The following is an 11904-nucleotide window of genomic DNA, read 5'->3' as shown; positions in this document are numbered from 1 at the left end:
AACACAGGCTTCTTTGAACTCGGGCGAATACTTCTTACCAGTTCCCAACAGGCTTCCCTTTCAGTCAACCCCAAAGAAATCAGATCCTTGGGGCCAACTGTCCGAGACTCGCCGGGCGCCTCAATCTTCGGCCTGTGGGCCGACCGGGTCGGGCGCCGCATCCCCCTGATGGTCGACGTCTGCTTCTACAGCGTGGTCGGGTTCCTGTGCGCGTTCGCGCCGAACTTCACCGTGCTCATCGTGCTGCGGATGCTCTACGGGCTGGGCATGGGCGGCGAGTGGGGCCTGGGTGCGGCGCTGGCGATGGAGAAGATCCCGGCATCGCGCAGGGGCTTTTTCTCCGGGCTGCTGCAGGGTGGCTACTCGATGGGCTACCTGATGGCCTCGCTGGCCTTCCTCGTCGTCAACACGTGGTGGGGCCTGAGCTGGCGCTGGATGTTCGCCCTGTCCATCGTCCCGGCGCTCATCAGCCTGATCATTCGAGCCCGCGTCGAGGAGTCCGACGTATGGCGGGCGGCCCAGCAGCGGGTCAAGCAGACCAATACGTCGGCCAAGAAGATCTTCTCGAACCCGACGATCTGGAAGCGATTCATCTTCCTCGTGATCCTGATGACCGCGTTCAACTGGATGAGCCACGGCACCCAGGACATCTTCCCAACCTTCTTGAAGGCCAGCAACGACAGCGGGATCGGGCTCGCGAAGAGCACGGCAACCTGGATCGTGGTGATCTACAACATCGGCGCGATCGGCGGTGGTGCGCTGGCCGGCTGGCTCTCGGAGCGCTACGGCCGCAAGGCGCTGATCATCTGCTGCTGCATCCTCGGCCTGCCGGTGGTGCCGTTGTTCGCCTACTCGACCAGCGTCGGGATGCTCATCCTCGGCTCGTTCCTGATGCAGGTCATGGTGCAGGGCGCGTGGGGCGTCATCCCGGCGCACCTGACCGAGCTCTCCCCCGACGAGATCCGCGGTTTCTACCCCGGGGTGACCTATCAGCTCGGCAACTGCCTCGCCGCGTTCAACCTGCCGATCCAGGAGGCGCTGGCGGGTTCGCACGGCTACCCGTTCGCTCTCGCCGCCACGATCATTCCGGTATTCATCGTGGTCATCGTTCTCACTGCGGTGGGCCGGGAGCGCAAGGGGATCAGCTTTGGCAGCACGGAATCCAGCCTGGTCACCGACGGCGCCGTCATGACGTAGTCGGGCCGCCGGCCCAGGTCGAGTGGTCACAGATGCACGGTTCCATCTCTCACGCACCGTGCATCTGTGACCACTCGATGTATGCCGTGCGGCTCAGTCGGTCAGCAGCCGCCGCAGACGCGCCCGGAGTTGCGCATTGCCCGGCCCGAAGTCGCGCCCCGTCATGACGACGACGCGAAACCCGGCATCCTCCAGCAGCGCCGTGCGACCCAGATCCTGCTTCCACGACGACGCGTGCACACCGCCGTAGTACTCCCCGATGACACGGCGCGCACGCCACAGGAAGTCGACATTGGCCAGCCAGCCCGACTCGTCGAGGATGTCCGCGTTCAATTCGGGCTCGGGCAGCCCCCAGTCGTGGAACAGCAGTCGCCCGCGTGTCTCCTGCGGCGATCGACTACCGATCCGCACGAGACCAAGTGCCTCCCGGGCAGCCGCGACGCCCCGACGCCCGGAGTATGCGGCGAGCGCCTGGCAGAGCGTCTCGGTTGAGTCGATGCGCGACACGACTGCATCACCGAGAATCACCAGGTCCGCCAGGTCCAGCGTGCCGGCAAGGTCGCACCAGGTGGCTTCCGGCGTCACGACGCGCAGACCGCTTCGATGCCGAACCGCCGGCCGACTTGCGCGGTGCACGCAAACCCCCGGTCGTCTGATCCGGCCCGCACCCGCCGGTAGCGTCACCTGCAGGTCGCTCGGGTGGCCCGGCGGCAGTGGGAGGTGCCAGAGCTGCGCAGCCGTCCAGTGGCTGAAGGCGCTTCCGGGCGGGAGGACCGGCAGCAATGCCTTCGCCCGCGACACCAGGCTGCCCAGGTCACCGGCCACGCGCACGCCGTGAAATGGCCGCCGCAGGTCACCCGCCCGCATCCGGCCACGACTGGCTCCGGCCCGGCGCGCCTGCGAGATGGTGAAGGCCGTGCCGAGCTGCGGAGGCAGTGGCTTGCGAGGCATGTCCGGCACTCTGGCAGGCCCGCATACCGGCGCCGCAGGTTATCCACAGGCGGGCGGACGCCGAATCGCCGAGTGGTCAAATACGCACGGTCCGAGAGTCCGCGCACCGTGCATCTGCGACCACTGGACGTATGCCGCGCGGTTCAGTCTTCATCGTCGCCGTCATCCGGGTCGTCCTCGCGCTTGTTGAAGTCCACGTCAATGCGCTGGAACCCCTTGGACCGCGTCGCCTGCGCCTGACCCGTATAGCTGGCCACGTCACCGCGGGTGAGCTCGACGTCATCGGTGAACGGCGTCAGCAGCGCCCGCGGAAACAATTGCTTGCACCGCACCACGTCGATCTCCATGCAAATCACGATGATCAGCGAGGCCAGATAGATGAACGCGAGCATGCCGAGGACCACTGCGAAGACACCGTTCACCGCGGACGCATGTCGCACGACGTGGGAGACGTAGATGACACCGAAGTGCTGCAGGACCTGCCAGAGAATGCCGGCCACGACGGCACCGGGCAGCACACTGGACGAGCGCAGCGACAGCGCAGACCCGATGTGGAAGGCGAACACGAACACCGCGATGCTCACCAGCGTCGCCCCGACGAGCACGGCCACCTGGCTCAGCCCCTGCAGTCGCACCACCGTCGCCAGCAACGACGTCAGAGCGGTGGTCAGGAGCAGCCCGACACCGACCGTGACGAGGAGCAGCACCGAACGACCGCGCGCGGCAAAGGGATTCGGCCGCTCGTTACGCGGCACCTGCCAGACTGTGTTCGCGGCATACTGAAACGCCTGCGCCGCGCCGAGTGCACCGTAGAGCGCAACCAAGCCGCCGATCGTCACAACCCCCCAGCTGCCGTCCAGACCATGCGGGACCTTGAGCTGGTCACCGATGACCGGGAACTGGCTCAGCGCCGAGTCCAGCAGCTGCGCCTGGAGGTGCGGATGCCCCTTGAGCACAATGCCGAGCACGGTCGATGCAAGGAGCAGGATCGGGAAGAGGGAGACGAACACGTAGTAGGTCAGGGTCGCCGCCAGATAGCTGCCCATGTCGTCGAAGAACTTGTAGACCACGGCAAGGGGATATCCCAACCAGGGGAATCGCCGCTGCGCGCGGTCCATCGAGGTCGTCACCGACACAGCATTGCCCCTTGCCTGTGGTTCGGCCAGCAAGCTGGCGTCGAGAGTTCTGCGACAGCCGTCGTATGCCGCATGGCTCAGACCGGGGGGATCGCCCGCCTACGGGTGCTGAACGCGCGGTCCCGGTGTGCGGCATACCTTAGCCGGTGCAAGAGCTCGCCGCGCAGGTCACCGGCCTCGACCACCCCGTCGATCACCAGGTCCGACGCGAGCCGTTCGAGATCGACGTCCTCGAGATACTCCTCGCGCCGCGCCTGCACGAACCTCTCTCGCTCGCCCTCGTCCTCGATGGCGGCGATCTTGTTGGCGTACACCGCATTGACGGCGGCCTCGGGCCCCATCACCGCGATTCGAGCCGTGGGCAGCGCCAGGGTCGCGTCCGGCCCGAACCCGGGCCCGCCCATGGCATACAGGCCTGCGCCGTAGGCCTTGCGCACGATGATGCAGAACTGCGGGACGGTCGCCTCGGAGACGGCCGACACCATCTTGGCCCCGTGTCTGATGATGCCGCCGCGCTCGACCTCGGACCCGATCATGAAGCCGGGCACGTCGGTCAGGTAGATCAGCGGGATCGAGTAGGCGTCGCACATCCAGATGAAGCGCGTGGCCTTGTCGGCGCTGTCGGTGAAGAGCACGCCGCCCTTGACCATGGAGTTGTTGGCCACGATGCCGACGGTTTCACCGTTCATCCGACCGAACCCGATGACGAGCTCGGCGGCGAACAGGGGCTTCAGCTCGAAGAACGAGTCCTCGTCGATCAGTCCGTCGATCACCTCATGGACATCGAACGGCTGGCTCTCCCGCTCCGGCACCGTCTGCGGTGTCAGGGGGACGGTCGGCTCCTCGGCGACGTAGCTCGGCGGGTCGTGCCGCCAGGAGTCCGGCACGTAGGAGAAGAACAGCTTGGCGAGCTCGATCGCCTCGGTGTCGTCGGTGGCCAACAGGTCACCGACTCCGCTGACAGTGCAGTGCATTCGCGCGCCGCCCATGTCCTCCAGCGAGACCTTCTCACCCACGACCATCTCGGCCATCCGAGGGCTGCCGAGATACATCGACGCGTTGCCGTCGACCATGATCAGCACATCGGTGAAGCTCGGGATGTAGGCGCCGCCGGCCGCCGAAGGACCGAAGAGGCAGCAGATCTGCGGCACCTTGCCGGACAACGCGACCTGGTTGTGGAAGATCCGGCCGGCGCCGCGGCGCCCCGGGAAGAGCTGCACCTGATCGGTGATGCGGGCTCCCGCGGAGTCAACGAACCAGAAGATCGGCAGCTCCTCACGGAGAGCGGACTCGGTTGCGCGCACGATCTTTTCGACCGTTCGTGCACCCCACGAGCCTGCCTTCACCGTCGGGTCGTTGGCCACGACGATGGCCGGCCGGCCCTCGACGGTGCCGCGGCCGGTCACGACCCCGTCGGCTGGTAGGCCGGTGGACGAGGCGTTTGCGTATCGACCGTCCTCGACGAACGATCCCTCATCGAAGAGCAGCGCGATCCGGTCTCGGACGTACAGCTTGTTCTGCGAGTCGAGCTTGGCGCGCGCCTTCTCCGAGAGCGCGTGCGTGGCCTCGTAGGCCTTATCCAAACGCTCGCGCACGTCGGCGACCCGCGGATCGCCCTGGTGCTGTGCATTATTCATGGTCACAGTCCCAGTCCGCGCGCGATGAGCATTCGCTGCACCTCGGAGGTTCCTTCGCCGATCTCGAGGATCTTGGCATCGCGATAGAACCGGGCGACGGGGTACTCCTCCATGAAGCCATTGCCGCCGAAGATCTGGGTCGCCAGTCGAGTTGCGGTGACGGCGGCCTCGGTCGAGTAGACCTTGGCTATCGCCGCGGCCTGCTTGACCTCGGCGACCGATCGCCGGCCCACCTCGAGCTCATCCTTCAGCCACGCCGCCTTGTAGGTCAGCAGCCGGGCCGCGTCGACCATGACGGCGAGATCCGCGACCTTGAAGGACACGCCCTGGTTGACACCGATCGGCCTGCCGAAGGCCGTGCGCGTCTTCGCATACTCCGTCGACGCCTCGAGGCAGGCCTGCGCCAGTCCTACTGCGAGCGCGGAGATGGCCACGCGTCCGTCGTCGAGCGTCTTGAGGAACTGACGGTATCCCTGGCCCCGTTCACCGAGCAGATTCTCTTGCGGCACAGCGCAGCCCGAGAAGGTCAGGCCGTGGGTGTCAGAACTGTTCCAGCCGAGCTTGTCGTAGGCGGGCTCGACCGTGAATCCCGGCGTGCCGGCCGGCACCATGATGGCGCTGATCTCAGGCCGGCCATTCTCCCGCTCACCGGTGCGGGCGGTGACCGTCACGACCGAGGTGCGGTCGGTGCCGGAGTTGGTGATGAAGGCCTTGGCGCCGTTGATCGTCCAATGTCCGTCCGCGAGCGTGGCGCGGGTGCGCGTCGCCCCGGCGTCCGAGCCGGCGTCGGGCTCGGTCAGGCCGAAGCCGGCAAGTGTCTTGCCGGCCACCAGGTCGGGCAGGAACTGCTGCTTCTGCTCGTCTGAGCCGTAGGTGAGGATCGGGTTGATCCCGAGCCCGACGCCGGCCGACAGGGTGATGCCGACCGACTGGTCGACGCGACCGAGCTCCTCGATCGCGAGGCACAGGTAGGTGAAGCCGCCCTCGTCGAGGCCCGCCCCGCCATACTCCTGCGGCACCACCAAGCCGAAGAGACCGAGCTCACCCATCTGCGGGACCAGGTGCGAGGGGAAATGGTGGTCGCGATCCCACTCTGCGATGTGCGGAGCGACCTGCTCCTGCGCGAACTCCCGCACCACCTGGCGGAAGTCCTCGTGGTCCTTGGACAGCTCAAACATTGATGACGACCTCTTCGTGGCGACTGCTACTTGACGTTAACGTAAACGTAAAGCACGATGGCACCGATGACAAGCCAGCAGACGTGGTCGATCGCGCAGCTCGCCGAGGAGCACGGCGTGACGCATCGCACCATCCGCCACTACGAGGAGCTCGGGCTGATCAGCCCCGAGCGCCGCGGGACGACCCGCGTCTTTCACCGGCGCGACCGCATCCGCCTGGCCTTGATCCTGCGCGGCAAGCGCATCGGGTTTCCGCTGGAGGAGATCCGCAAGATCGTCGACATGTATGACGAGCAGCCGGGTGAGGCCGGTCAGCTCAGCTATCTGCTGGACCGGATCGAGGACCGCCGCGCCGATCTGGAGCGCCGCCGCCAAGACATCCAGGACTCGTTGGACGAACTGGCCGAGCTGGACCGCCGCTGCCAGGCCGATCTGGCGGCGCTGCGCTCCCCCACCCACCGCCAGTAGGTCCGCGCGCTATACCCAACGCATCCACGGCACCCGACAACGACCCCACCCACCGCCAGTAGATCCGCGCGTATACCCAACGCATCCACGGCATCCGCGGGACGCGGCTAGGCGCCGCGGCGCTGTTCGACTGCGGCCCCGCGGTTCAGCGCCGCCTGGTCGGCCGCCCGTCGTCCGGACTCCCAGCCCTCGTAGTCGGTGCCCATCGTGATGGCGTGCTCCTTGAGCTGCGGGAACATCTCATCGACGCTGTCGTTCACCTCCTGCGACCGCTCGGCGAGCAACGGCACCAGCGCCCGGCTGCCGGACCCGGCGGCAGACTGAGCGGCGACCGCAGCGTCGGTCTCCTCCTGCGTCACCGCTTGCAGTCGCTCGCCGATCCGCCGTGCGAAGGCAGACAGGAACGACTGGCGGAAGGTCCTGGTCCGCGACTGGCCGTTGCGGTAGGTGCGAGTGCCCTCCCGCGACAACGCCGAGGTGACCTGCACGAGCAGCGAGGTGAACAGCGTCTCGACCGCGTCCAGATCGGTCTCGAACCCGAGCACAGTGACGAAGCCGAGTTCCTTGGACCAGACCGTGCGGCAGCGGTTGGCCTCCGCAACTTCGGTCAGCAGCAACGCCTTGGGCGCTTCGTACGGCGCATCCACTCCGATGCGGCGCGCCTGCGGTGCGTCCGCGTCCCGTTGGTGTGTCGCCGCGAGCAGCGCCGCATCGATGCTGTGCCGTGCCATCAGTGCTTGCGCACCGGCGGTGAAGGTCTCCGCCTCTGCCTCGAAGGTGGTCGATTCGGCCTTGGCCAGCAGTGCACGCACGCGACTGAGGATGCGCTCGTCCACGGGTGCCCGCTCGGTATGCCGTGGCTGCGTGTAGCCGCCAGGCGGTGGCCCGAGCGACTCGAGCGCCGGAATTCCACCAAGCAGACCCAGGACCGTGACGGCACTGTCCAGCGTGACAAGCCAGGATGCGTCCCCACGCGCGGACAGGTAGGTACGGTGTTCCGGCCACCATGATGTCGCGTCAAGCTCGCGGAGCTGGGCGTGCCACCGCGGGTCGACCGTTGCCTCGGCATACCGCCCGATCTGGTCGGCCATGGCGTCCAGCAACAGGTCCTGGTCAGCGGCCTTGTGCCTCTTGCCGACCAGCCGGTGCAGGTCGGCCGGCTCCCAACCGCTGCGCCAGGCCTGCTCCAGCATGTCGCGCAGGCAGGTGGTCAGGACCCGCTCGACGATCCGGCTGCCGCCGCCCCGCTCGACGATCCGCGCCAGGGTCGTTCGGACCCGCTCCCGCTCGCGGGCGTCCACGGCCCGAACGGCACGCCCGGCGAGGTCGTAGACCTGTGCCTCGATCGACGGCCCCTGCGCCGGGCCGCCGAAGGTGCTGCTCGCCCGAGGTCCACCGAAGCCGGCGCCGGCGGTGTCCTCGTCGCCGAGCCGCGGACCCGGGTCCGTCATGGGAGTCGACGATGCTCGTGCCTTCTCCCGCCTTGACTTCGCCTTCGCCCGCCGACGCTGCTGATTGTTTCTCCCCATCTGGCTGCCTGCCCCTTCGGTCGTCGTTCACGCCACGATTGCATACGCCGCCGACAAGCGTTCAAGGCCGCCGCTCGACGGGCAGTGGATCCGCGGGCGATACCCAACGCATCCACGGCAGCTGGCAACGACCCCACCCACCGCCAGTACATCCGCGCGCTATACCCAACGCATCCACTGCATCCTCCGGACGAGCAGTCCTCCCCCAGCCGGGCCGACACCGCATACCCGCTGCCAGGATGGGCGCATGACCACGAGCGCATGGCAGTCGGTCGACGAGGTGCAGACCGCGTTGGCCAAGGTCGGATACCTGGCCTCCGAGTCGATCGCAACGACGGTATTTCTCGCCGCCCAGCTCGGTCGGCCGGTGCTGGTCGAGGGACCGGCCGGAGTGGGCAAGACCGCGCTGGCCAAGGCCGTGAGCGAGGCGTCGGCCGCCCGGCTGATCCGCCTGCAGTGCTATGAGGGCGTCGACGAGGCGCGGGCGCTCTATGAGTGGAACCACGCCAAGCAGCTACTGCGCATCACCGCCGAGCAGCACGGGCGATGGGACGACCTGCGCACCGACATCTTCGGCGAGGAGTTCCTGCTGCCCCGGCCACTGCTCGCCGCCGTCCGCAGCACCGATCCGGTGGTCCTGCTGATCGACGAGCTCGACAAGGCCGACGAGGAGATGGAGGGTCTACTGCTCGAGGTGCTGTCCGACTTCCAGGTCACCATCCCCGAGCTGGGCACCATCCAGGCGGCCCAGCGCCCGTTCGTCGTCGTCACGTCCAACGCGACGCGGGAGCTCTCGGAGGCGCTGCGTCGGCGTTGCCTCTTCCTGCACATCGACTATCCCGCACCGGCCCTCGAGCAGCAGATCGTCCACCTGCATGCCCCCGGCCTGGATGAGGCGCTGGCCCGCTCGATCGTGCGCGTCATCGGTGCGCTGCGCGGGCTCGACCTGCGCAAGGCACCGTCGGTCTCGGAGACCGTCGACTGGGCCCACACCCTGCTCTCGCTCGGTGCGGACCGGCTCGACCCACGGCTGGTCGAACGCAGTCTGGGCGTGATCCTCAAGCACCAGCCCGACATCGAGTCGGCCCACGCCCGGTTGGACCTGGACCGTGCACTCGCGGACTGACGGCGCGCCCGACGGCGATGCGGCCGAGGCGGATGCGGCCGATGGCGTAGGCGGGCGCCTCGTGGCGCTGGCCGGTGGCCTACGCGGCTACGGGCTGCACGTCGGCACCAGCGAGGTCACCGATGCCGCGCGGGTCGTCGAGGTGCTCGGCCTCACGAACCGCGCCCGGCTCAGGGACGGTCTGGCCGCCGCCATGCTGCGACGCAGCGGCGACGCCCACGTGTTCGAGCAGCTCTTCGACCTCTACTTCCCGGTGGCGGTCGGCGCAGCCATCGGGTTGCCGGCACACACCGTGGACGAGCTGCGCGAACGGCTCATGCATGCCGTGGCCACCGGTGACAGCGCGGCGATCGACGCGATCGCCCGCGCTGCGGTCGAGGCGCTGGGAGCCGTCAGCGCCGACGCGCAGCGAGGCTGGTCCGCCGCGCAGACCCTCGACCGGTTCGCGCCCCAGCGCACGATCGCCGGCGCCCAGCAGCTGGCGCGCAGCCTGCAGCAGGGAGACCCCGAAGGCGGTGGCGATGGCGAGGGCAGCGGCGGTGGCGACGGTAGCGGGGGTGCTGGCGGCGGGGGCTCTGGCGGCGGACAGGGGTCCGCACCTGGCGAACGACTGACCGACCGGATCGACCGGGACGAGGCGCGCCGCCGGGTGGCGGAGTTCCGGGCACGGGTGGAGTCGGAGACCAGGCGACGCAACGCCGAGGTGCGGGGTCGCTCACACCTCGCACAGCACGGCATACGGGGCCCGGTGGAGCAGCGTGACTTTCTGAGCGCCGGCGCCGCCGACCTGGACGAGCTGCGCCGCAGCATCGACCCGCTGGCCAAGAAGCTGGCGACTCGCCTGCAGGCCCGACGGCGCGCCGGACGCGGCTCGATCGATGTGCGCCGCACCCTGCGCGCCTCGATGTCGACCGGCGGGGTGCCGATCACGCCGGTCTATGCTCCGCGCCGCACACACCGCCCCGACCTGGTGATCCTGGCCGACCTGTCGGGGTCCGTCGGCGGGTTCTCCACCTTCACGATGCTGCTGATGCGGGCACTGCACGCGCAGTTCCGGCGGGTCCAGGTCTTCGGCTTCATCAGCAGCACCGCGGACGTGACCGACGTCGTCCGCGGCGCCGGTCACGGCGCCGCGCTGGTGACCTGGGCGCGCCGGCAGCCCGAGCTGACGGCTCACGGAAGCAGCAGCAGCTACGGCAATGCGTTGCGGACGTTCGCCGACAATCACCTGGCCGCGGTGGGCCCCCGCTCGACCGTGCTGGTCCTCGGCGATGCGCGGACCAACTTTGGCGACCCGCGAGTCGACGACCTGCGCAGTATCCGCGAGCGCGCCCGGCATGTGGTGTGGCTCAATCCGGAACCGGCCACCCAGTGGGACTCTGGCGACTCGGTGGCCCAGGCCTACGCCCGGGTCGTCGACATGCACGAGTGCCGCAACCTGGAGCAGCTGCGCCGGTTCGTGGGCCGCGTCCTGCCCGTATGACGCACACTCCACGCCCGCCCGATTGTGCACTTTCGCCCCAAAGGCGCACCCGTAGGTGCACCTTGGGGCGAAAGTGCGCCTTTGGAGAGGTGGCGGTGTATGCCGCTCAGCCGGGGAACTGCGAGGGGTCCGGCCCCAGGCGCTTGCCCTGGTCGAGCGCGGCGATCGCGGTCATGGCCAAGTCGTCGAGCTCGAAGCCGAACACGTCGAAGTTCGAAACGATTCGCGCGGGCGTCACCGACTTCGGGATCACGACGTTGCCGAGTTGCAGGTGCCAGCGCAGCACCACCTGGGCCGGCGTGCGTGCGTAGCGGTCGGCGATCGCACCGATCGTGGCGTCCTCGAGCAGCTCGCCGCCCTGCCCGAGCGGGCTCCAGGCCTCCGTCGCGATGTCGTGCTGGGCGTGGAACTCGCGCAGCTCACGCTGTGCCAGCATCGGATGCAGCTCGATCTGGTTCAGCGCCGGGTACTCCCCCAGCTCGTCGTGCAGGCGCTGCAGGTCCGCCACCCGGAAGTTGGCGACGCCGGCGGCGCGGATGCGCCCCTCGTCACGCAGGTGCAGCAGGGCCTTGAACGAGTCGACGAACTGGTCCTGCTGGGGAGCGGGCCAGTGGATCAGGTAGAGGTCCAGCGGCTCGACGTCGCCGAGCTTGCCGATCGACTCGTCGAAGGCGGCCAGTGTCGCGTCATACCCCTGCTTGTCGTTCCAGACCTTGGTGGTCAAGAAGATCTCCGCGCTCGGGATGTCGCTGTCCGCGAGCGCCCGGCCGACGCCGGCCTCGTTGGCGTACAGCGCGGCGGTGTCGATGCTGCGGTAGCCCGCCCGCAGCGCCGCGGCCACCGCCGGGGTTGCCTCCTCGTTGGGCACCTTCCAGACACCGAATCCGAGCTGCGGCATCGGCACCGGGCCGTCCTTGCCACGCAGCTGCACGGTGGGGACTGGCGTTGTCGTCATCTGTGAAGTCATATCAGCGCCAACAGGCAAACCGGGCAGGGTATGCCGCATTCGCTCGGCCGACCCGCGATATGTGACTCTTGTCGCATATCGCTAGAGTCGGGCGCATGCCCGCACTTCACAAGGTCCTGATCGCCAATCGTGGCGAGATTGCTGTCCGTGTCGCTCGTGCCTGCAAGGATGCCGGGATCGGGTCGGTGGCCGTGTATGCCGAGCCCGACCGGGACGCGCTGCACGTCAAGGT

Annotated in this window: 11 protein-coding genes; 5 read left to right on the top strand and 6 right to left on the bottom strand. The window is 68.3% G+C overall.

What is annotated here, in order from left to right:
* The first annotated feature begins 87 nt into the window (after positions 1 to 87).
* Positions 88 to 1197, top strand: a complete 1110-nt coding sequence (locus FGL98_RS23815) for an MFS transporter (RefSeq protein ID WP_246136721.1) — start codon at positions 88 to 90, stop codon at positions 1195 to 1197.
* 93 nt (positions 1198 to 1290) lie between these two features.
* On the opposite strand, the gene FGL98_RS23810 is transcribed toward FGL98_RS23815, so the two are convergent.
* The 4 genes from FGL98_RS23810 to FGL98_RS23795 all read right to left on the bottom strand — a co-directional run bounded on the left by FGL98_RS23810 (position 1291) and on the right by FGL98_RS23795 (position 6099).
* Positions 1291 to 2148: a PDDEXK family nuclease gene (locus FGL98_RS23810; protein WP_146321198.1), complete on the bottom strand. Its 858-nt coding sequence runs from the start codon at positions 2146 to 2148 to the stop codon at positions 1291 to 1293.
* 143 nt (positions 2149 to 2291) lie between these two features.
* A complete protein-coding gene (locus tag FGL98_RS23805; RefSeq protein ID WP_246136720.1) occupies positions 2292 to 3278 on the bottom strand; it encodes a YihY/virulence factor BrkB family protein in 987 nt (328 codons plus the stop codon).
* Positions 3279 to 3361: 83 nt separating this feature from the next.
* Positions 3362 to 4921, bottom strand: a complete 1560-nt coding sequence (locus tag FGL98_RS23800) for an acyl-CoA carboxylase subunit beta (RefSeq protein WP_146321196.1) — start codon at positions 4919 to 4921, stop codon at positions 3362 to 3364.
* 2 nt (positions 4922 to 4923) lie between these two features.
* Positions 4924 to 6099, bottom strand: a complete 1176-nt coding sequence (locus FGL98_RS23795) for an acyl-CoA dehydrogenase family protein (RefSeq protein ID WP_146321194.1) — start codon at positions 6097 to 6099, stop codon at positions 4924 to 4926.
* Positions 6100 to 6165: 66 nt separating this feature from the next.
* Here FGL98_RS23795 and FGL98_RS23790 point away from each other — a divergent pair, with 66 nt between their 5' ends.
* Positions 6166 to 6567 carry a MerR family transcriptional regulator gene (locus FGL98_RS23790; RefSeq protein ID WP_425461024.1) on the top strand — a complete coding sequence of 134 codons (402 nt, stop codon included), beginning with the start codon at positions 6166 to 6168 and terminating at the stop codon, positions 6565 to 6567.
* 107 nt (positions 6568 to 6674) lie between these two features.
* On the opposite strand, the gene FGL98_RS23785 is transcribed toward FGL98_RS23790, so the two are convergent.
* On the bottom strand, positions 6675 to 8018 hold the full coding sequence (locus FGL98_RS23785; protein ID WP_186526360.1) for a DUF2786 domain-containing protein: 1344 nt from the start codon (positions 8016 to 8018) through the stop codon (positions 6675 to 6677).
* 325 nt (positions 8019 to 8343) lie between these two features.
* Here FGL98_RS23785 and FGL98_RS23780 point away from each other — a divergent pair, with 325 nt between their 5' ends.
* Positions 8344 to 9222: an AAA family ATPase gene (locus FGL98_RS23780; RefSeq protein ID WP_146321188.1), complete on the top strand. Its 879-nt coding sequence runs from the start codon at positions 8344 to 8346 to the stop codon at positions 9220 to 9222.
* Positions 9206 to 10705: a VWA domain-containing protein gene (locus tag FGL98_RS23775; RefSeq protein WP_146321185.1), complete on the top strand. Its 1500-nt coding sequence runs from the start codon at positions 9206 to 9208 to the stop codon at positions 10703 to 10705. The genes FGL98_RS23780 and FGL98_RS23775 overlap by 17 nt, the downstream gene beginning before the upstream one ends.
* Positions 10706 to 10811: 106 nt before the next feature.
* Here FGL98_RS23775 and FGL98_RS23770 read toward each other — a convergent pair whose 3' ends face one another.
* Positions 10812 to 11660 carry an aldo/keto reductase gene (locus FGL98_RS23770; RefSeq protein ID WP_246136719.1) on the bottom strand — a complete coding sequence of 283 codons (849 nt, stop codon included), beginning with the start codon at positions 11658 to 11660 and terminating at the stop codon, positions 10812 to 10814.
* Between the two features lie 107 nt (positions 11661 to 11767).
* On the opposite strand from FGL98_RS23770, the gene FGL98_RS23765 reads away from it, so the two are divergent.
* Positions 11768 to 11904, top strand: a 137-nt coding sequence (locus FGL98_RS23765) for a biotin carboxylase N-terminal domain-containing protein (RefSeq protein WP_146321182.1), incomplete at its 3' end; no start/stop codon positions are given.

The organism is Leekyejoonella antrihumi, from assembly GCF_007845645.1.
GTDB classification, from domain to species: domain Bacteria; phylum Actinomycetota; class Actinomycetes; order Actinomycetales; family Dermatophilaceae; genus Leekyejoonella; species Leekyejoonella antrihumi.
Note: the sequence above shows the minus strand (reverse complement) of the source record. Positions and strands in the feature narration are given on the sequence as shown.